The organism is Pseudomonas sp. TH41, from assembly GCF_016650695.1.
Lineage (GTDB): Bacteria > Pseudomonadota > Gammaproteobacteria > Pseudomonadales > Pseudomonadaceae > Aquipseudomonas.
Genome location: NZ_JAEKFH010000003.1, coordinates 401,640 through 423,102, shown reverse-complemented (window position 1 = coordinate 423,102; position 21,463 = coordinate 401,640). Strand labels below are relative to the sequence as shown.

At 59.3% G+C, this 21,463-nt stretch carries 17 protein-coding genes; 8 read left to right on the top strand and 9 right to left on the bottom strand.

Annotated elements, in window-relative coordinates; translation table 11 throughout:
* Positions 1 to 161: 161 nt before the first annotated feature.
* The 8 genes from ppsA to JFU37_RS04595 all read left to right on the top strand — a co-directional run bounded on the left by ppsA (position 162) and on the right by JFU37_RS04595 (position 8,385).
* Complete coding sequence (gene ppsA, locus JFU37_RS04630) at positions 162 to 2,537, top strand: phosphoenolpyruvate synthase (RefSeq protein ID WP_201113422.1); 2,376 nt, start codon at positions 162 to 164, stop codon at positions 2,535 to 2,537.
* Positions 2,538 to 2,773: 236 nt separating this feature from the next.
* Positions 2,774 to 3,769 carry an alpha/beta fold hydrolase gene (locus tag JFU37_RS04625; RefSeq protein ID WP_201113420.1) on the top strand — a complete coding sequence of 332 codons (996 nt, stop codon included), beginning with the start codon at positions 2,774 to 2,776 and terminating at the stop codon, positions 3,767 to 3,769.
* A gap of 115 nt (positions 3,770 to 3,884) precedes the next feature.
* On the top strand, positions 3,885 to 4,376 hold the full coding sequence (rraA, locus tag JFU37_RS04620; protein WP_201113418.1) for a ribonuclease E activity regulator RraA: 492 nt from the start codon (positions 3,885 to 3,887) through the stop codon (positions 4,374 to 4,376).
* A gap of 39 nt (positions 4,377 to 4,415) precedes the next feature.
* Positions 4,416 to 5,411, top strand: a complete 996-nt coding sequence (locus JFU37_RS04615; RefSeq protein WP_201113416.1) for a zinc transporter ZntB — start codon at positions 4,416 to 4,418, stop codon at positions 5,409 to 5,411.
* Positions 5,412 to 5,474: 63 nt separating this feature from the next.
* Entirely contained in the window at positions 5,475 to 5,723 is a 249-nt protein-coding gene (locus JFU37_RS04610) for a CrfX protein (protein WP_201113414.1), read from the top strand.
* 2 nt (positions 5,724 to 5,725) lie between these two features.
* Positions 5,726 to 6,550 (top strand): mechanosensitive ion channel family protein, encoded by an 825-nt coding sequence (locus JFU37_RS04605; RefSeq protein ID WP_008027407.1) that lies wholly within the window; start codon positions 5,726 to 5,728, stop codon positions 6,548 to 6,550.
* An 87-nt stretch (positions 6,551 to 6,637) separates the two neighbouring features.
* Positions 6,638 to 7,228 carry an RNA polymerase sigma factor SigX gene (sigX, locus tag JFU37_RS04600; RefSeq protein WP_026331741.1) on the top strand — a complete coding sequence of 197 codons (591 nt, stop codon included), beginning with the start codon at positions 6,638 to 6,640 and terminating at the stop codon, positions 7,226 to 7,228.
* Positions 7,229 to 7,335: 107 nt separating this feature from the next.
* Positions 7,336 to 8,385 (top strand): OmpA family protein, encoded by a 1,050-nt coding sequence (locus tag JFU37_RS04595; protein ID WP_201113412.1) that lies wholly within the window; start codon positions 7,336 to 7,338, stop codon positions 8,383 to 8,385.
* 162 nt (positions 8,386 to 8,547) lie between these two features.
* Here JFU37_RS04595 and JFU37_RS04590 read toward each other — a convergent pair whose 3' ends face one another.
* From JFU37_RS04590 to JFU37_RS04550, 9 genes are all read right to left on the bottom strand, one after another.
* Positions 8,548 to 9,519, bottom strand: a complete 972-nt coding sequence (locus JFU37_RS04590; RefSeq protein ID WP_201113410.1) for an IS110 family transposase — start codon at positions 9,517 to 9,519, stop codon at positions 8,548 to 8,550.
* 203 nt (positions 9,520 to 9,722) lie between these two features.
* Entirely contained in the window at positions 9,723 to 10,511 is a 789-nt protein-coding gene (gene cobA, locus JFU37_RS04585) for a uroporphyrinogen-III C-methyltransferase (protein WP_201113408.1), read from the bottom strand.
* Between the two features lie 11 nt (positions 10,512 to 10,522).
* Positions 10,523 to 13,240 (bottom strand): nitrate reductase, encoded by a 2,718-nt coding sequence (locus JFU37_RS04580; RefSeq protein ID WP_201113406.1) that lies wholly within the window; start codon positions 13,238 to 13,240, stop codon positions 10,523 to 10,525.
* Positions 13,240 to 13,557 (bottom strand): nitrite reductase small subunit NirD, encoded by a 318-nt coding sequence (gene nirD, locus JFU37_RS04575; RefSeq protein WP_201113404.1) that lies wholly within the window; start codon positions 13,555 to 13,557, stop codon positions 13,240 to 13,242. Before nirD ends, JFU37_RS04580 begins: the two co-directional genes overlap by 1 nt.
* On the bottom strand, positions 13,554 to 16,022 hold the full coding sequence (gene nirB / locus JFU37_RS04570; RefSeq protein ID WP_201113401.1) for a nitrite reductase large subunit NirB: 2,469 nt from the start codon (positions 16,020 to 16,022) through the stop codon (positions 13,554 to 13,556). The genes nirD and nirB overlap by 4 nt, the downstream gene beginning before the upstream one ends.
* Positions 16,023 to 16,397: 375 nt before the next feature.
* The gene (locus JFU37_RS04565) at positions 16,398 to 18,062 is read right to left on the bottom strand and encodes a bifunctional protein-serine/threonine kinase/phosphatase (RefSeq protein ID WP_201113400.1); all 1,665 of its coding nucleotides are present in this window, start codon (positions 18,060 to 18,062) and stop codon (positions 16,398 to 16,400) included.
* Between the two features lie 7 nt (positions 18,063 to 18,069).
* Entirely contained in the window at positions 18,070 to 19,281 is a 1,212-nt protein-coding gene (locus tag JFU37_RS04560; protein WP_201113398.1) for a nitrate/nitrite transporter, read from the bottom strand.
* 320 nt (positions 19,282 to 19,601) lie between these two features.
* Complete coding sequence (locus JFU37_RS04555; protein ID WP_201113396.1) at positions 19,602 to 20,177, bottom strand: ANTAR domain-containing response regulator; 576 nt, start codon at positions 20,175 to 20,177, stop codon at positions 19,602 to 19,604.
* Between the two features lie 15 nt (positions 20,178 to 20,192).
* On the bottom strand, positions 20,193 to 21,404 hold the full coding sequence (locus JFU37_RS04550) for a CmpA/NrtA family ABC transporter substrate-binding protein (RefSeq protein WP_201113394.1): 1,212 nt from the start codon (positions 21,402 to 21,404) through the stop codon (positions 20,193 to 20,195).
* Positions 21,405 to 21,463 lie beyond the last annotated feature (59 nt).

Sequence of the window (21,463 nt, the reverse complement as noted above, 5' to 3'; positions counted from 1 at the left end):
CTTAAGCTAGTGACGAATCTTGGATATGATAGGCGCGATTTGCCGGCCGCCAATGGCCCGCATTCTCACTTATTTTCCAGGTCCAGGCCATACAGCTGGCAAACGCTCTCTTGAGCAGCCGGCTTCTGAGCTTTTCCAACACAGTTAGTGGAGAGATCACCTTGGTAGAGTACGTAGTTTCCCTCGATAAGCTCGGCGTCCATGATGTAGAGCATGTGGGGGGCAAGAACGCATCCCTGGGCGAGATGATCAGTAACCTTGCAGGTGCCGGTGTATCGGTGCCCGGTGGCTTTGCCACGACAGCTCAGGCTTATCGTGATTTTCTGGAACTGAGCGGCCTGAACGATCAGATCCACGCCGCCCTGGATGCCCTGGACGTCGACGACGTCAACGCCCTTGCCAAGACCGGTGCCCAGATCCGTCAATGGATCATGGAAGCCGAGTTCCCCGAGAAGCTCAACGCCGAGATCCGCACCGCCTTCGCCACACTGTCGGCCGGCAACCCTGACATGGCCGTCGCCGTGCGCTCTTCCGCGACAGCCGAAGACTTGCCGGACGCTTCCTTCGCCGGTCAGCAGGAAACCTTCCTGAACATCCGTGGTGTCGAAAACGTCATTCGCGCCGCCAAAGAGGTGTTCGCTTCGCTGTTCAACGACCGCGCGATTTCCTACCGCGTGCACCAGGGCTTCGACCACAAGCTGGTTGCCCTGTCGGCCGGCGTGCAGCGCATGGTCCGCTCCGAAACCGGCACCGCCGGCGTGATGTTCACCCTCGATACCGAATCGGGCTTCCGTGACGTGGTGTTCATCACCGGCGCCTACGGCCTGGGTGAAACCGTCGTACAAGGCGCGGTGAACCCGGATGAGTTCTACGTCCACAAAGGCACGCTGGCCGCCGGCCGTCCGGCCATCTTGCGCCGCAATCTGGGCAGCAAAGCCATCAAGATGATCTACGGCGAAGTCGCCACGGCCGGCAAGTCGGTCAAGACCATTGATGTCGACAAGGCTGATCGCGCACGCTTCTGCCTGAGCGACGCCGAAGTCAGCGAACTGGCCAAGCAAGCAATGATCATCGAGAAGCACTACAAGTGCCCGATGGACATCGAATGGGCCAAAGACGGCGACGACGGCAAGCTCTACATCGTTCAGGCGCGTCCTGAAACCGTGAAGAGCCGCACCTCGGCCAACGTCATGGAACGTTACCTGTTGAAAGAAACCGGCACCGTGCTGGTAGAAGGTCGCGCCATCGGCCAGCGCATCGGCGCCGGCAAAGTGCGCATCATCAAGGACGTGTCCGAAATGGACAAAGTCCAGCCAGGCGACGTTCTGGTGTCCGACATGACCGACCCGGACTGGGAACCGGTCATGAAGCGCGCCAGCGCCATCGTCACCAACCGGGGCGGTCGTACTTGCCACGCAGCGATCATCGCTCGCGAGCTGGGCATCCCGGCTGTGGTCGGTTGCGGCAACGCCACCCAATTGTTGAAAGACGGCCAGGGCGTGACTGTTTCCTGCGCTGAAGGCGACACCGGTTACATCTTCGAAGGCGAACTGGGCTTCGATATCAAGAAAAACTCCGTCGATGCCATGCCGGACCTGCCGTTCAAGATCATGATGAACGTCGGCAACCCGGACCGTGCCTTCGACTTCGCACAACTGCCGAACGCCGGTGTGGGCCTGGCCCGTCTGGAGTTCATCATCAACCGCATGATCGGTGTGCACCCGAAAGCGCTGTTGAACTACGACGGTCTGCCGCAGGACATGAAGGACAGCGTCGACAAGCGCATCGCCGGTTACAACGATCCGGTCGGCTTCTACGTCGAGAAACTGGTCGAAGGCATCAGCACCCTTGCTGCAGCGTTCTGGCCGAAAAAGGTCATCGTGCGTCTGTCGGACTTCAAGTCCAACGAATACGCGAACCTGATCGGCGGCAAACTGTATGAGCCAGAAGAAGAAAACCCGATGCTGGGTTTCCGCGGCGCCTCGCGTTACATCAGCGAAGCGTTCCGTGACTGCTTCGAACTCGAGTGCCGCGCTCTCAAGCGCGTGCGCAACGAGATGGGCCTGACCAACGTGGAAATCATGGTGCCGTTCGTCCGTACGCTGGGCGAAGCGAGCCAGGTTGTCGACCTGCTGGCCGAAAACGGTCTGGCCCGTGGTGAGAACGGTCTGCGCGTGATCATGATGTGCGAATTGCCGTCCAACGCGATTCTGGCTGAAGAATTCCTCGAGTTCTTCGACGGTTTCTCCATCGGCTCCAACGACCTGACTCAGCTGACGCTGGGCCTGGACCGTGACTCCGGGATCATCGCTCACTTGTTCGACGAGCGTAATCCGGCGGTCAAGAAGCTGCTGGCGAACGCCATTGCCGCATGCAACAAGGCTGGCAAGTACATCGGCATTTGCGGCCAGGGTCCTTCGGACCATCCGGACCTGGCCAAGTGGCTGATGGAGCAGGGCATTGAAAGTGTTTCGCTGAACCCCGATTCCGTACTGGAAACCTGGTTCTTCCTGGCTGAAGGTCAAGCGTCGGCTTGATGGGTGCGTGAACGGACCGGCTATTGACTGCAATGCCGGTCACTGTAGGAGCGAGCTTGCTCGCGATGGTCGTTAACGATGACGCGTGTTTGCTGGATAAACGCGGTGTTCGGAAGTCCATCGCGAGCAAGCTCGCTCCTACACAGTGATGAACATCGTGGTCATTGATTGGCCCTTTCAGACAATCAAGTAGGGCGGGCTCCTCTGGACGCCGCCCTTTTTTGTGCAAGAGCATTATGCAAAGCAGCAGCAACCTATTTCCTGTCGCTCTGATCAGCGCCGAACGGCGCGGCGATCTGAGCGAAGACGTTTACCGTTTGAAACCCGGCAACAGCCCTGACGGTACGGTGGAACTGGCCGTGACCCGCCTGGGCATGGCTGACGAGCCCGCCGTGCGTGGCGTGCCGGTGATCCTGTTGCACGGCAGTTTTTCCAATCGCCGGTTCTGGTTTTCACCCAAGGGCCTGGGCCTGGGGGCTTATCTGACTCGCCTGGGATTTGATGTGTGGATCCCGGAAATGCGCGGTCATGGCCTGTCCCAGCGCAACCAGAACTACCGCAAGAACCGCGTCGCCGACTACGCTCGTTATGATCTGCCGGCCATTGGTGCATTCGTGCGTGAGCAAAGTGGCCAGGTCCCGCACTGGATCGGTCACTCGCTGGGCGGCATTACCCTGGCGGCGGCGTTGGGGGGTGAGTACATCGGCGAGCCGGTTGTGGCGTCTGCGGCGTTCTTCGGTACGCAAGTCAGCCGCACCTACTGGCCGTTGAAAATTCCGCCGGTGGAGTGGAGCGGGCGCTTCATTCTCAAACGTTTTGCCCAGCTCTCCGGTTCACGGCTCAAGCGCGGTCCGGAAGACGAGCCCATTGGCCTGGCCCTGGAAAGCATGCGCTGGTATGGCTTGTTCGGACGCTTTGGCGATGCCGACAAGGATTGGTGGGCCGGGCTGGCCGAGGTCAAGTTGCCGATACTGGCCGTCAGCGCAGTGGGCGATCATCAGGACCCGACCTGGGCCTGTCGCAAGCTGTTCGATCAGATCGGTGCCGAGCACAAGCAATTCATCAACCTGGGCCGCGAGCAGGGCTTTGGCGACAATTTTGGTCATGTGGAAATGCTTGTCAGCAAAGCCGCACAGGTCGAAGTTTGGCCGCTGGTGGCCCGCTGGCTGGCGGATCCGCAGACGCCATTGCTCGGTGATAAACCGGATTTGGTCACAGCAATCTCAGCCTGACGCTCTATCAAGGGCATTTCGCTCTGATCGGCTTGCGGATAAGATATGACGCGTTCAGCTTTTTCGGTCACTTTGCGACATCCTCGATTGTCTTCCTCTTTACAGGAGTTTCTCGATGAACCATTACCTCACGCCTGACCTGTGCGATGCCTATCCGGAACTGGTGCAGGTGCTGGAACCGATGTTCAGCAATTTTGGCGGTCGTGATTCCTTCGGCGGCGAAATTGTGACCATCAAGTGTTTCGAAGACAACTCGCTGGTCAAGGACCAGGTCGAGCTCAAGGGTAATGGCAAAGTGTTGGTCGTTGACGGTGGCGGGTCCCTGCGTCGGGCGCTGCTTGGCGACATGCTGGCCGAGAAAGCCGTTAAAAACGGTTGGGAAGGGCTGGTGATCTACGGTTGCATCCGCGACGTCGACGTCATTGCGCAAACCGATCTCGGTGTGCAGGCCCTGGCCAGCCATCCGATGAAAACCGACAAGCGCGGTATCGGTGATCTGAACGTTGCGGTGACATTTGCAGGCGTGACCTTCCATCCGGGCCATTACATTTATGCGGATAACAACGGCGTGATCATCTCGCCAAGCCCGCTGAAGATGCCTGAATAAAGCGTCGATGCGAATTTTTGTGGCAAAAACGGGGTGAGGATGTTCGAGGAAGAAAACGCGCAGTGGGGGCTGGTGCATGCCCTGGTGCTGGACGGTAGAGGCGGCGCGCGTTCGATAGCCCGGACTGAACTCGATGACTTGCAGCTGCAGGCGCATGAAAGCCTGTGGCTGCACTGGGATCGCAGTCACCCGCAAACCCAGACCTGGCTGCGCAAATCCAGCGGTCTGAGTGAATTCAGTTGTGACCTGCTTCTCGAAGAAAACACCCGACCGCGTCTTCTACAGCTTTCGGACAGCGAACTGCTGCTATTTTTGCGTGGGGTTAACCTGAACCCGGGCGCAGAACCGGAAGACATGGTGTCGGTGCGGATCTTCGCCTCGGCGCAGCGGGTTATTTCCCTGCGTTTGCGTCCGTTGCGCGCCACCGATGAGTTGCTGGTGCAGCTCGGCGAAGGCAAAGGCCCGAAAACCGCCTCCGAGCTCATTCTTTATATGGCGCAGTACCTCACCAACAAGGTGCAGGATCTGATCAGCTGCCTCTCGGAAGTGGTCGATGAGGAAGAAGAAAAGCTGGATGCCGACGAACGGTATACACCCGAGCATGGGGCCATTTTGCAAATCCGGCGCAGGGCTGCTGCACTGAAGCGGTTTCTCGCGCCGCAACGGGATATTTTCGGTCAGCTGACGCGGATAAAATTGCCCTGGTTCGTTGAGGACGACGGCGATTACTGGAACGAATTGAACAACAGCCTGACTCGATATCTTGAGGAGCTGGAATTGACCCGGGAGCGGGTGGGGTTGGTCCTTGAGGCCGAAGACCGGCGATTGAGCGTGCGGATGAACCGCACGATGTACCGCTTCGGAATCATCACCGGAATCTTTTTGCCGATGAGTTTCCTGACCGGTTTGCTGGGCATTAACGTCGGCGGTATTCCGTTTTCTGCGAGCCCTTATGGCTTCCTGATTGCCTGCCTGATCATGGTCTCGGTGGCACTGGGGCAGTGGTGGTTATTCCGACGTTTGCGCTGGGTCTGAGAGTGAGCCATGTGACCCGGTCAAATTTGACTGCGTCTTTCACAGACATCACGAGAGGTGCGTATGCACGATCCGTTTGAACAGTCTTTGCGTGACATGCTCAGGGCATCACCGTCCACCCGGGACGACGATGCGTGCCTTGGTCGTGTGCTGAAAACCGCCAACCGCCAGGTCGGCGCCGGTGATTTGTTCAGCCTGCTGGGCCGCTGGTTGCCCGCGCTGATGATCGCCGTGAATAGCGGATCGGCGCATGTCTCGCCGGTTTCCCGTCACCGTAAACCTACTGTTCGCACTGCTGATAAGGCTGATTGAATATGGAACTTGATCTCTGGACACAGAGCCTCGTCACTGCAATGACTGCGTTATGGACCAAGGTTGCAAACTTCATTCCGAACCTGTTTGGCGCACTGGTTGTGCTGCTGCTAGGGTTCGTCGTAGCCAAGCTGCTGGACACATTGCTGTCCAAATTACTCGCCAAACTGGGCCTTGATCGCCTGATGGGCGGCACCGGTCTGACCAAGTTGCTGTCCCGCGCCGGCCTTCAAGTACCGATCTCGACACTGATCGGCAAAATCGTCTATTGGTTCGTTCTGCTAATATTTTTGGTTTCTGCTGCGGAATCTCTTGGACTTGAGCGAGTCTCAGCTACGCTTGACATGCTTGCGCTCTATTTGCCGAAGGTATTCGGCGCCGCGCTGGTGCTGCTGGTGGGTGTATTGCTCGCACAACTGGCCAATGGGCTGGTGCGCGGCGCAGCCGAGGGAGTAGGGCTCGATTACGCTGCTGGCCTGGGGCGAATCGCCCAGGGCCTGGTGATCATCATCAGTATTTCGGTTGCGATCAGCCAGTTGGAGGTCAAGACTGACCTGCTCAACCATGTGATTGTGATCGTTTTGATTACCGTTGGTCTGGCTGTAGCCTTGGCCATGGGATTGGGAAGCCGGGAAATTGCCGGTCAGATTCTTGCGGGAATCTATGTGCGTGAGTTGTACCAGGTTGGGCAACAAGTACGTGTTGGCGAGGTCGAAGGTCAGATCGAAGAGATCGGCACGGTTAAAACCACATTGCTGACCGACGAGGGTGAGCTAGTCTCTCTCTCCAATCGGATCCTCCTGGAGCAGCATGTGAGTAGCCGCTAACCCGGCAAACCCTGCTAATGTATGCCGCCGCAAAATGCCCTGAATGGGCTGCGGCGGACATTGACCTGACTGTCGGCCCGACTTGTTTTGAATAAAGCTCAATCGCTCTCCACGCGCTACGACCCCCGCGAGCTCTCTGATGAGGAGTTGGTCGCGCGCTCGCATTCCGAGCTGTTTCACGTGACGCGCGCCTATGAAGAACTGATGCGGCGTTACCAACGAACATTATTTAACGTCTGTGCACGATATCTTGGGAACGATCGCGACGCAGACGATGTCTGTCAGGAAGTGATGTTGAAGGTGTTGTACGGTCTGAAGAACTTCGAGGGCAAATCGAAGTTCAAAACGTGGCTATACAGCATCACCTACAACGAATGCATCACACAGTATCGGAAGGAACGGCGAAAGCGTCGCTTGATGGACGCTTTGAGTCTTGACCCCCTCGAGGAAGCGTCCGAAGAAAAGGCGCCGAAACCTGAGGAAAAGGGTGGACTTGATCGCTGGCTGGTGTATGTGAACCCGATTGACCGCGAAATTCTGGTGCTACGATTTGTCGCAGAGCTGGAATTTCAGGAGATCGCAGACATCATGCACATGGGTTTGAGTGCAACAAAAATGCGGTACAAACGCGCTCTAGACAAATTGCGTGAGAAATTTGCAGGCATTGCTGAAACTTAGTTCGGCGCAAATATCTCTTACGTGTAGGCAAGTTCTGATAGACTTGCCGCCGAGTTGTCCCCCGGTTTGCGGGACTGCTTCACAATCACCAGATGGGGATTTAACGGATGAAACTGAAAAACACCTTGGGCTTGGCCATTGGTACTCTTATTGCCGCTACTTCTTTCGGCGCTCTGGCACAAGGCCAAGGCGCAGTTGAAGGCGAGCTCAACTACGGGAAAAAGTACAACGACAGCGTTAAGAACGTTGAAGATGGTTACACTCCTGGCGCTGCCATCGGTTACTTCCTGACCGACGATGTATCGTTGAATTTGACCTACAACAAAGATGACTACACCCGTGCGAACAACGGCAAGGGCCCTCAGAATATCGAAGGCGACCAGTTCGGTCTGAACGCTCAGTACCACTTCAACAACGCCGGCGACGCTCTGCGTCCTTACGTTCAAGGTGGTGTTAAGCACGGCAGCATGACCAACGTAGCCGCTGATGGCCACACCGGTCGTGACCAGTCGACTTTCCTGACTGCAGGCGCTGGCGTTAAGTACTACTTCGTCGAGAACGTCTTCGCCCGTGCTGGCGTAGAAGCTGACTACAAGCTGGACAACGGCAAGTGGGACTACATTCCTTCCATCGGTGTGGGTGTGAACTTCGGTGGCGGCAACAAGCCTGCTGCTGCTCCAGTTGCAGCACCCGCTGAAGTCTGCTCCGACAGCGACAACGATGGCGTGTGCGACAACGTTGACAAGTGCCCGGACACCCCAGCCAACGTAACTGTTGACGCTGATGGCTGCCCAGCAGTTGCTGAAGTTGTTCGTGTTGAGCTGGACGTGAAATTCGACTTCGACAAGTCGGTAGTCAAGCCTAACAGCTACGGCGACATCAAAAACCTCGCTGACTTCATGAAGCAGTACCCATCCACCACCACTACTGTTGAAGGTCACACTGACTCCGTCGGTCCTGACGCTTACAACCAGAAACTGTCCGAGCGTCGCGCTAGCGCCGTTAAACAAGTTCTGACCAACCAGTACGGTGTAGCTCCTTCCCGCGTTCAGTCTGTTGGCTACGGCGAATCCCGCCCAGTTGCTGACAACAAAACTGAAGCTGGTCGCGCTGTTAACCGTCGCGTAGAAGCGCAGGTTGAAGCTCCAGCTAAGTAATTAGCTCGCAGCTCTGAGAAAAGCCCGGCTTAGGCCGGGCTTTTCTTTGTCTGCGATTTGGGTTTCACCGTGAATTCTGGTGGGCTTCGAAAAGATCGCAGACTGCGGCAGCTCCTACATGGACCGCGTGCGAACCCAATCCTGTAGATACCGTCTTGAACCTCACCGAGCAAGCGCAAGTTTCGGGTCAAAGGGTTGACCCGACTTGAGCACGCCGTAAACGAAGTGCAGCAGCTTGCGCATCGCCGCACAGATGATCTGCTTGGGGGCCTTGCCGTTGGCCTTCAGGCGATCCTTCATGGCGATGATCGCCTCGTTATGCTTCAGCGCCACCAGGCCAGGCATGTAAAGGCCTGCCCGTACTCGCGCTGAGCCGATCTTGGAGATCACGGTCCGGCCTTTGAGCAGTCCCGAGTCCTGCAATTTCGGGTTCAACCCAGCAGCAGCGACCAGCTTGCGAGGATCGTCATATTTGCGCAGGTCACCCAGCTCGGCGAGCAGCCGCTCAATGGTTTTCTGTCCGATACCATCGATGGTCACGATCAAGTCGCGCATCTCGCGCATATCAGGGTCGTCATCGATGTGGTTTTTGATTGCTTTGTGCGTTTCAGCGATCTCTTTTTCGATGTGGCGCAGCACGGAGTTGATCGAGTCTTTGACCTTTTCATCGGACACCTCCAGACGATTGCGTTCCATTTGCTCCATTTCCTGAAGGTCATCCAGGCGGCGCACCATAGCTTTGAGCTGGCGGTACTTCAACGGCTCCGGCGCCCACAGTTGAAGCTTTTCAGCTTTTTCCCGGGCGAAATCGGCGATCAGCTTGGCGTCGCTTTTATCGGTTTTGATCCGGCGTAATTCGCTGCCGGCGTACGCATGGGTCGTGGCCGGATTGACCACGCAGACCCGGTAACCCTTGTTGTAGACGAACTCGGCGAGCTCCAGGTGATAGACGCTGGTAGCTTCCATCACGATCAGCGCTGAGGGCTCGACCTGCCTGTGCAACCAGGCTTCAAATTCTTTGAAACCCTTGGCATCGTTCGCCAGCTTGGCCTTGGTTTTGTGCTTGCCGTTTGGCAGATGGGTAGCAATATCAAAAGTGTTTTTAGCGACATCGACACCAACGAAACTGGACATGACCGTCTCTCCATTAGATCCCTTGCGATCATCACTGCACTCCGTCCAACCTTGTGAATGCGGGCTCTCGCCAGAGACGGGCCCAAGATACCGTTCGAACTGTATGAGTGAGTGTGGAGGGCTGGAGCACAATCTACGTCACAGGCAAAAAGCCTAAGGAGCTGCACGGCTTCCAGATCCCTCCCTCGATGATCAGTCGAGAACTATCGCTCCTGACGGAGCGATAGTCGAGATACAAGGAGCTGCCGCAGGTTCGGGCCGCGTTCGGACGATCTTTTGATCTCATCACAAGCTGCCACAGCGCCAATCACCAGGATCGCCGGGCTTTTCAACTCGAAGGCGCAGGCATCTTCCTCCATGGCTGTCAGATCGCTCCGACATTCCCGCTGATGTGGCAGTGAAGCGTTTTCAATCATCGCTACGGGCGTATCCGCCGCCATTCCACCGGCCAGCAGTTGCTCGCGAATCTCGCTCAGCTTTGCCACTCCCATATAGACCACCAACGTCGTGCCACCTTGAGCCAGGGCTCGCCAGTTCAGGCTGCTGTCGTCCTGAGTGTGGGCGGTAACCAGCGTCACGCCGCGTGCCACGCCCCGCAAGGTCAGCGGAATATCACATTGCGTCGCACCAGCCAGTCCGGCGGTGATGCCGTTGACCAGTTCGACCTCGACCCCGCGCTCGCGCAACCATTGCGCCTCTTCACCGCCCCGGCCAAAAATGCACGGGTCGCCGCCCTTGAGTCGCACCACGCATTGACCGTGGCGGGCATAACGCAGCATCAGGCGATGAATGAATGCCTGAGGCGTGGAGCGACAGCCACCGCGCTTGCCCACGGGAATGATCCGTGCCTGAGTGCAATGCTCCAGCACCGCGTCATTCACCAGATCATCGATCAGCACCACATCCGCTTCCCTCAACGCCCGTACAGCCTTGAGCGTCAGTAATTCCGGATCCCCAGGCCCCGCACCTACCAGCCAGACTTTTGCGCTCATGGTTTTTTTCCTTACGAGATGACGGCGACGGGCTGCGCAGTGGCAGCCAGTAATCGCTTGATTTCCGGGACGCAGGAGCCGCATTGCGTGCCGCAACCCAATGCTTGTTTCAAACCCTGCAAGTCCAGGCCACGGCTGATACCGGCGCACACCGCGGTTTGGCTGACGTTCTTGCAGTTACACAAGGTTTTGTTGCCGGCGACCGGCGTATCGATGTTGCCCGGTGGCGCGCTCAGCGGTGCGAGCAGCCAGCGCCGCAGTTGTTCGTCGGCGCGACCTTCCATCCACAGGTTTTGCAACCAGTGTTGGGCGAGGGTTTCGCCGGCCAGGCGAATCGCAGTGATCCGGCCGTTTTCTATTCGTACCCGTTTGCCGATAGAGCGCCGTGGGTCGTCGTAGGCCAATACCGGGCCTTCGTTGAGTCCCAGGCAATGATCGATCTCGCGCAACAGTTTCGGATCCGGCGCTGTGGCGCTGGCAGCGCGTATGAGCAGCGCGGGGCGTTCTCGGCCTGCCAGGCTGAGGCTTACGTAGGAAAACGCCTCGCAAAGCGGTCGTAGCGTCTCAAAATGCCGTTGAACATCGCCCTCGATCAGGGCGAAAAGGTGCCAGGGTAGGTGCACGGGCTCGAGGCGCACACCGCTGTGCTTGAGTTCCGGTTGTTTCGACAACGGGTCGAATGCCGGTTGGGTGATCGCATTAACGCCACCCTTGAGGAAGCGGTCACCCCAGTGCATGGGCAGAAATGCCTGGCCCGGGCGCACACTGTCGTCGCTGCCCACCGCGACAATCACGGCACCGCGACGACTTTTCAGGCTGACGAGGTCGCCCGATTGCAGCCGGTGCCGGCGCAGTTCATCCGGGTGCAGGCTCAACACGGCTTCACTGACGTGGCCGAAAAGCTGCGCGGCGGTGCCGGTGCGGCTCATGCCATGCCATTGATCACGCAGGCGGCCAGTGATCAGGGTCAGTGGAAAACGTGCATCACGTTGTTCCTTGGCCGCGCGGTAAGGGTCGGCCACGAACTGCGCTCGACCGCTGGTCGTCGGGAAAACCCCATTCAGGTACAGCCGCGCCGTCCCTTCGCTGGCGCCCTCGGGGAACGGCCATTGCTGGGGGCCGAGGCGGTCAATCAGGTCATGACTGAGGCCGGACAAGTCCAGATCACGCCCGCGGGTCAGTAGCTTGTACTCATCGAACACCTGCGCCGGCGTTTCAAAGGCGAACAGACTGATGCGCTCAGGACGCAGATGTCTTTCCAGGCGCTGTGCGAAATCCACCGTGATAGCCCAGTCGGGGCGTGCTTCACCGGGTGCGACGATTGCCCGACGGACGTGGGAAATACGCCGTTCGGAGTTAGTCACCGTGCCGTCCTTTTCGCCCCAGCTGGCGGCTGGCAGCAGCAGGTCGGCGAACGCTGCGGTTTCGGTGGTACGAAAGGCTTCCTGTAACACCACGAACGGGCAGGCTTGCAGTGCCGCGCGCACAGCGCCCTGATCTGGCAGAGATTGCGCGGGGTTGGTGCAGGCGATCCACAGTGCCTTGATCTTGCCGTTGCGCACCTGCTCGAACAGTTCGATGGCGGTGAGACCTGCGGTCGCGGGAAGTTGCTCAACGCCCCAGTAAGACGCCACTTCGGCGCGATGTTCGGCATTGGCGGCGTCGCGATGACCTGGCAACAGGTTCGACAAACTGCCGGTTTCCCGTCCGCCCATGGCATTCGGCTGACCGGTCAGCGAGAAAGGTCCTGCACCCGGACGGCCAATTTGCCCAGTGGCCAGGTGCAGGTTGATCAGCGCACTGTTTTTCGCGCTGCCGGCGGTGGATTGGTTCAGCCCCATGCACCACAACGACAGGAAGCTCGGCGAGGTGCCGACCCATTCCGCACAGTGTTGCAGTTGCTCAATACTGATACCGCAGAGCTGGGAAACCATCGGCGGCGTGTAATCGCGCACCAGGCTTTTCAGCTCGGCCAGGCCTTCGGTGTGGGCGTTGATGAAGTCGCGATCAACCCAGTCTTCCCACAGCAGCAGGTGCAAAATCCCATGGAACAAGGCGACGTCGGTGCCCGGCAAAATCGCCAGGTGCAGGTCAGCCAGATCGCAGGTGTCCGTACGACGTGGGTCGATGACGATGACTTTCATGTGCGGACGGCGGGATTTGGCCTCTTCCAGGCGACGAAACAGCACCGGGTGGGCGTAGGCCATGTTGCTGCCGACGATCATCACGCAATCGCTCAACTCCAGGTCTTCGTAGCTGCACGGCGGCGCATCCGCCCCCAGGCTGCGCTTGTAGCCCACCACCGCCGAAGACATGCACAGCCGTGAATTGCTGTCGATGTTGTGGGTGCCCACCAGCGCTCGTGCCAGTTTGTTGAAGGTGTAGTAATCCTCGGTCAGCAACTGCCCGGAGATGTAGAACGCCACACTGTCCGGACCGTGTTCGGCGATGGTTTCGGCAAATACGTTGGCGGCGTGATCGAGAGCAGTGTCCCAATCGGTGCGGCCACGGGCCAGGCCTTTACCCAGGCGCAGTTCGGGGTACAGCGCCCGGGCGGTGAGGTCGCCGGTCAGGTGCAGGGTCGAGCCTTTGCTGCATAACTTTCCGAAGTTAGCCGGGTGGGCCGGATCGCCGCTGACGCCAAGGATACGCTCGCCGTCATGTTCGATCAGCACACCGCAACCGACCCCGCAGTAACAGCAAGTCGAGGCGGTGATTTGGCGGTCCATCAGCCTGCATCCCGTAGGGACAGCAGCACCCGGCCGTTTTCCACCCGCGCCGGATGGTGATGGGCGCAGCCAATGTCCGGCGCCTGGGCTTCGCCGGTTTCCAGGTCGATCTGCCAGTTGTGCAGCGGGCAGGCCACGCGTTTGCCGTAGATCAGGCCTTGGGACAATGGGCCGCCTTTGTGCGGGCAGCGGTCGTCGAGGGCGAAAACCTCATCGTCGCTTGTGCGAAAAATCGCAATGTCACCTTTCGGACCCGCAATGATCCGCGAGCCGAGGGCATTGATCTCTTCCAGTGCGCAGATATCCAGCCAGTTCATGCCAGCACCTCCAGGTTCTTCACGGGAATAACGTCGAATTCTTTCTTCAGCAGCGGCTGTTCCAGGCGTTCTTTCCACGGGTCCTGTTCGAACGACAGGGAGAATTGCAGGCGATCGTTGAGCGCCTTGCGTCGTTCAGGGTCTTCCAGCACGGCTTTCTTGATGTGTTCCATGCCGACCCGTTGCAGGTAGTGCACGGTGCGCTCGAGGTAGAAGGCTTCTTCGCGATACAGCTGCAGGAATGCGCCGTTGTATTCGCGCACTTCTTCGGCGGTTTTCAGCTTGACGAAGAATTCGGCGACTTCGGTTTTGATCCCGCCGTTGCCACCGATGTACATCTCCCAGCCAGAGTCGACGCCGATAATTCCCACATCTTTGATGCCCGCTTCCGAACAGTTACGTGGGCAACCGGAGACCGCTAGTTTCACCTTGTGCGGCGACCACATGTTGAACAGGTCATGCTCCAGTTCGATGCCCAGTTGCGTGGAATTCTGCGTGCCAAAGCGACAGAACTCGCTGCCGACGCAGGTTTTCACGGTGCGGATGGATTTGCCGTAGGCGTGACCGGACGGCATGTCGAGGTCTTTCCAGACCCCCGGCAAATCCTGCTTCTTGATCCCCAGCAAATCGATGCGTTGGCCGCCGGTGACCTTGACCATCGGCACGTTGTACTTGTCGGCCACGTCGGCAATGCGCCGCAGTTCCGAAGGATTGGTCACGCCGCCCCACATCCGTGGTACTACAGAGTAAGTGCCGTCTTTCTGGATGTTGGCGTGGGCGCGTTCGTTGATCAGGCGTGATTGCGGATCGTCTTTAGCCTCGCCCGGCCAGGTCGAAATCAGGTAGTAGTTGAGTGCTGGGCGGCAAGTGGCGCAGCCGTTCGGGGTGCGCCAGTTCAAGTAGCTCTGGGTGCCGACGATGGTCAGCAAATGCTGATCGCGGATGGCCTGGCGGATTTGCCCGTGGTTGAGGTCGCTACAGCCGCAGATGGCTTTTTCGCTTTTTGGTTTGACGTCCGCTGCGCCGCCCACGGTGTTGATCAGGATCTGTTCCACCAACCCCGCACAGGAGCCGCAGGAGCTGGCCGCCTTGGTGTGTTTCTTGACGTCGTCGACGCTAAACAGACCGTGCTCCTGAATGGCTTTGACGATGGTGCCTTTGCATACGCCGTTGCAGCCGCAGACTTCGGCGGTGTCGGCCATGCTCATGGCTTTGTCCTGGCCCTGGTGTCCTACATCGCCTATGGCCAGCTCCATGGATGAAGAGCCGCCGAACATCAGGTGATCGCGGATCTCGCCGATGGCGTGATTCTCGCGAATCTGCCGGAAATACCAGCCACCGTCTGCCGTATCGCCGTACAGACAGGCCCCGACCAGCACGTCATCCTTGATCACCAGCTTTTTGTAGACCCCACCGATAGGGTCGGACAGGGTGATGGTCTCGGTCCCTTCGCCGCCCATAAAGTCACCGGCAGAGAACAGGTCGATGCCGGTCACTTTCAATTTGGTCGACGTAATCGAACCTTTGTAGCTGGCGAAACCCAACTGGGCGAGGTGATTGGCGCAGACCTTGGCCTGTTCGAACAGTGGCGCCACCAGACCGTAAGCGATGCCACGGTGGCTGGCGCATTCGCCGATGGCATAGATGCGCGGGTCGTAGGTTTGCATCGTGTCATTGACCAGAATCCCGCGGTTGCACGGGATGCCGGATTTTTCCGCGAGTTCGGTGTTCGGGCGAATACCGGCGGCCATCACCACCAGGTCGGCGGGGATGATGTCGCCGTTTTTGAATTGCACCGAGCCAACCCGGCCATTGCCGGCATCATGCAGCGCCTGGGTTTGTTCGCTCAGGCGAAAATGCAAGCCACGGGTTTCGAGGGCGGTTTGCAGTAACTGGCCACTGGTTTTGTCCAGTTGCCGCTCCAGCAGCCATTCGCCGAGGTGCACCACGGTGACATGCATGCCGCGCAGCATCAGGCCGTTCGCCGCTTCCAGGCCCAGCAAACCACCGCCGATGACGACCGCGTGTTTGTGGGTTTTCGCGGTGTTGATCATCGCCTGGGTGTCGGCGATGTCGCGGTAGCCGATCACGCCCTGCAAGGTATTGCCGGGGATCGGCAGGATGAACGGGGTCGAGCCCGTGGCGATCAGCAGGCGATCGTATTCGGCCTCGGTGCCGTCTTCGGCGATGACCCGGCGCTTGACTCGGTCGATCTCCACCACTTTGCGGTTCAGCAGCAGCTTGATGTTGTTGTCCAGGTACCAGTCCAGATCGTTGAGTACGATTTCTTCGAAGGTCTGTTCGCCGGCCAGTACGGGTGATAGCAGGATGCGGTTGTAGTTGGTGTGGGGTTCGGCGCCGAAGACCGTGATGTCGTACAGCTCGCCGCTCAGTTTCAGCAGTTCTTCCAGGGTGCGAACCCCGGCCATGCCGTTGCCGATCATCACCAGTTTTAGTTTTTTCATCAGATTCTCCGGGGAGCTTGGACCCGCCTCATCAGGGCTTTCAGGTCGTGCTCGACATATTTTGCGCAAACAAAAAAAGGCGTCCCGCTAGTTGCCTAGCGAGGACGCCTTTGTCCTTGTCCCGTTCTGTCGGGAAGCGCAGCCTTCATCGTTGAAGGTTGGGCTTTATGTGTGGTGAGAGAGGTAATGCAGTGGTTGTGCCAAGTGCGCCAAATGCCGTTTTTATGGACGATTCATAAGGGGCGAAGGGAATTTGATGCACCGGTTTAAGGCATGACGCGCGGTTTTGAAGCGCAAAGATCAAAAGATCGCAGCCTGCGGCAGCTCCTACAGGAGAACGCATTCCATGTAGGAGCTGCCGCAGGCTGCGATCTTTTAACGATGCAAAAACAACAACATCAGGTTCACCACCAACGACACCAGCGCCACAGTCCGCCAGACCTTTAACGGCTCGCGCTCCAGTAACGGTTTGGGGCGCATGCTCAAACTACGCCGCTCGCCTTGTTCCAGCAGCAGCAACCATTCTTCCGCCGTTTCAAAGCGCTGACCCGGATCCACCGCAACCGCGCGCTCCAGGCTTTGTGCGAGCCATTCCGGCAGGTCCGGTCGATAGCGACTGGCGCTGATCGGCACACCAAACCGGGGCCGCTGGAACGCTTCAATTTCGCCGTAGGGATAATGCCCGGTGAGCAGGAAATACAAGGTCACACCGACCGCATACAGATCCTGTTGCGGTGTCGGCGCTTCGCCGCGAAAGGCTTCCGGGGCGATATAGCTGGGCGTGCCGGGCAGGGCTGAGGGCTGATCTTCGGACAGGCCGGGGCAGTAGGCGAGCCCGAAATCCAGCAGGCGTAATTCGCCGTCGTCCCCCAGCAGCAGGTTCTCCGGTTTGATGTCACGATGCAGAATCTGTCGTCTATGCAGCATGCCGACCGACCGCAGCAGGCGTTCGGCGCAATCCTGCCATAGGGCCAGCGGCAGCGGTCCTGCCTGTTCATGCAGGTGCGCCAGGGTAGAGCCGGAATATTCGCGCATCACGTAGTACAAATGCTGACGCTGAGTGGCGGCATGGACTTCAGGGAAATGCCGCCCGGCCACGCGTTTGAGAAACCATTCCTCGGACAATAACGCCTGCCCGGCCAGATGATCGTCGCGCAACGCACCGGGCAAGGTTTTCAGCAGCCAGGGTTGTTGTTGCCCATCGCGCACCCGATAGAGCAACGACTGCTGGCTCTGGCCAAGTATCCCTTCGACCTGCCAACCCTCGAACATCTGACCCGGTCTCAGTGCCGGCGGTAACGGCCATTGCTGTAAATGAATCAGGGCATCACCAATGCTCGTTTCACCGAGGGCATCAACCCGCACCAGCAACGCGCTGGCATTGTCCTGGCTACCCGCCAGATGCGCCGCACACACCAAGGTCTGCGCAGCGCTGTGCAGATCCGGTTGATCGCGCAGAATCGCCGCAATGGCGGTATCGCCCAACACCGCCCAAATGCCATCGCTGAGCAGCACGAAGCTCTCATCGAGGCGCAATTCGCCATCCAGAAAATCCAGCACCAGATGCTGATCCAGCCCCAATGCACGCTTGAGCACATGCTGCATGCCCGGCTGATCCCAGACGTGATCCTCGCTGACCCGCAGCAACTGACCGGCGTACCAGCGATAGACCCGGCAATCGCCGACATGGGCCAGGGTAAAACGCCTGCCACGCAGGACCAACGCGCTGACGGTGGTCAACAGCGGTTGCCCACCGCCATTGGCCTGCAGCCAGCGATTCTGCGCCAGCAACAGGCGATCCAGTGCTTGAGCAACGCCCCAGGTTTCCGGCGTGGCGTAGTAGTCCAGTGCCAGGGCTTGCAAGGTCGAGCGGGCGGCGAGCCCACCGTCGGCGCATTGACTGACGCCGTCGGCGATGGCGAACAGGTAACCCTTGCTCGCCGCCAGCGCCGGGGCCGGGGTGACCAGGCGCAGAGCGTCCTGATTCTCCTCGCGGGGACCGGTGGCGCTGGCTTCGGCGAAACTCAGTTGCAGGCTCATTGAGGTGTCAGACCCGTGCAGCGGTCACGGCCGCCGAACCCCAAGTGGTTCTCCAGCGGCGTTTCACCCCGTGCAGTCCGAACCAGGCGAGGACGCCGAGGCTGGCGAACAACCACAAGGCCAGCTGATAGCTGCCGGTGCTTTGCTTGATCGCGCCCATGCCTGCCGCCAAGGCGAAACCGCCGATGCCGCCGGCCATGCCGATCAGGCCGGTCATTACGCCGATCTCCCGACGAAAACGCTGCGGTACCAATTGGAAAACAGCACCGTTGCCGGCACCCAAACCGAGCATGGTGCAGACGAAAAGTGCCAGTGCCGCGTAGGAATTTGGCAAATTGAAGCCCACGGCGGTGATGCAGATCGCCGCCACGGTGTACATCCCCAGCAATGTGCGGATTCCGCCGAAGCGGTCGGCCAGGGCGCCGCCCAACGGACGCATCAGGCTGCCACCGAATACACAGGCCGCGGTGTAGTAACCGGCGGTCACCGGGCTCAGGCCATATTGGTCGTTGAAGTAGCCGGGCAGGGCGCTGGCCAGGCCGATGAAACCGCCAAACGTCACGCTGTAGAAAAACATGAACCACCAGCTGTCGCGGTCGCCCAAGGCTTTGAAGTAGTCGGAGACGGACTTGGCTTTCGGCCGTTCCGGCGCGTTTTTGGCCAGCCAGGCGAAGACGATCAGGCTCAGGATCAGCGGGATAAGCGCGAAACCGAACACGTTGCTCCAGCCGTAGGCGGCGGCCAGCACCGGGGCAATCAGGGCGGCGAGCACGGTGCCCGAGTTACCGGCACCGGCAATGCCCATGGCTTTGCCTTGATGCTGGGGCGGATACCATTGCGAGGCCAGGGGCAGCGCGACGGCGAACGACGCGCCGGCCATGCCGAGGAACAGGCCCAGCAGCAGCGCTTGTTCGTAACTGTGAATGCCGAGTTTCCAGGCGCCGAACAAGGCGCAGATAACAATCACCTGGCCAATCAATCCGGCGGTTTTTGGCGACAGACGATCCGCCAGCATCCCCATGATAAAACGCAGCACGGCACCGGCCAGAATCGGCGTCGCCACCACCATTCCGCGCTGCTGGGTGGTCAGGTGCAGGTCGGCGGCGATCTGCACCGCCAATGGGCCGAGCAGGTACCAGACCATGAAGCTCAGGTCGAAATAGAGGAAGGCCGCGAACAATGTCGGGGTATGGCCGGATTTCCAGAAGCTTGAATTCATCGCGCACCTCAGCTGTTAGTCGTCTCGGAAGGAGTCATGAGCTTGCAAGTGGGGCGCCGCAACGGCCGCACCACCGGCCCCGGGCTGTGGGGCCAAAACAAAAAAACGCCGCCCCCCGATTCGCCATGGGCAAATGAGGTGAGCGACGTCTTTGTCGTAGGTGGGGCAACCGCCGTTGGTTACCTGTAGCGATTACTTAGCGAGATCTGTGCCAGATCGGGTTTTGTGGTGAGGCCGAAAAGATCGCAGCCTTCGGCAGCTCCTACAATTGGAATGCGTACACCCTGTAGGAGCTGCCGAAGGCTGCGATCTTTTGCTGTTCAACCCAGCAATTCACTCATGGCAATAATCTGCTCCGCCACCTGAATCAGCTTCTGCTGTCGGCTCATGGCCTGACGGCGCATGAGGGTGTAGGCCTCTTCCTCGTTGCAGTGCTTCATTTTCATCAGCAACCCTTTGGCCAGCTCGATGCGCTTGCGCTCGGCCAGTTGCTGGTCGCGGGCATGGAGTTGCGCGCGCAGGGCCTGGTCGCTTTCGAAGCGAGCCATGGCCACGTCGAGAATCGGCTGCAAGCGTTGTGCGTGAATGCCTTCGACAATGTAGGCACTGACCCCGGACTTGATCGCCTGGCGCATCACGCCGGGGTCATGCTCGTCGGTAAACATCACGATCGGCCGTGGCTGATCGCGAGTCACCAGGACCACCTGCTCCATGACATCGCGGCTCGGTGACTCGGTATCGATCAGAATCACATCCGGATGCACCGATTCGACGCGTGCGGGCAGGTCGATGGTCAGGCCGGATTCGTCGATCACCTCGAACCCGGCTTCGGTCAACGCCGCTTTCAGGCGCCCGACTTTTTTCGCTGTGTCGTTGATCAGCAGGATACGCAACATAGTCGAAGGCACCTGTCAGCGGCTGGAAAATCGGAGCGAGCTGTCGCTCAGGGCGTGCAGCTTGAAACTGCGCGCATACCCGGCGGGGTCCGAGCCGTCCCAGACCTTACCGTCGATCAACTGGCTGCTGCGCATTTCCTGGCCCCGGGCCGCGACACCCACGGCGGCAGCGGCGTCGCGGTAGAGGTCGAGTTGCTGGACCTGGCGGGCCACGCCGAGGTAATCCGGGTCTTCACGCACTAACCCCCAACGGCGAAACTGGGTCATGAACCACATGCCGTCGGACAAGTAGGGCAAATTCACCTCGCCTTCGCCATGAAAACGCAGCGCGTGCGGGTCTTGCCAGCGATTTCCAAGACCGTCGGCATAGTCGCCCAGTAACCGCGGTTCGATGCAATCAAGCGGCGCATCGAGGTACTCCGGTGCGCTCAACAACTGCGCGGTGCTGCGGCGATTGTCGGGGCTTTCTTCGATAAAACGGCTGGCTTGCAGAATCGCCATCACCAACGCCCGGGCGGTGTTGGGGTATTGCTCGACGAAGGCGCGGGTGCAGCCGAGGACTTTTTCCGGGTGATCGGGCCAGACAGTCTGGGTGGTCGCGAGGGTGAAGCCGAGGTTCTGTTTCACCGCGCTGGCAGACCAGGGTTCACCGACGCAGAAACCGTCGATGCGCCCCGCTTGCAGGTGCGCGACCATTTGCGGCGGCGGCACCACCACGCTGTCGACGTCCTGCAAGGGATGAATCCCTTGGCTCGCCAGCCAGTAATACAGCCACATGGCGTGAGTGCCGGTCGGAAATGTCTGGGCGAAGGTCAGTTTTGGGCGACTTTGGTGCACGTGACGAGCCAGCGCTTCAGGACTGGTCACGCCCAGGGCTTGCAAGCCGTGGGAGAGGTTGATGCTCTGACCGTTCTGGTTCAGGCCCATGAGCACGGCCATGTCCGTAGGAGCCACGCCGCCGATACCCAAGTGCACGGCGTAGATCAACCCGTACAGGCTATGGGCGGCATCGAGCTCGCCACTGACCAGTTTGTCCCGCAGGTTGGCCCAGGACGATTGGCGCTTGAGGTTTAGCGTCAGGCCATAGGGCTGGGCGAAACCCTGGGTGGCGGCGACCACCACGGAGGCGCAGTCGCTCAGGGCCATGAAGCCTACATTGATCGCGGACTTTTCCGGGGCGTCGCTGCCATTGACCCAGGCCAGTGGGCCGGCTGATGGTTCATTCATCGATTCTGCACCTTCAAAAAAAAACGCCGCCCCAGTGTTCTTGCATGAGCAAGGTCAGG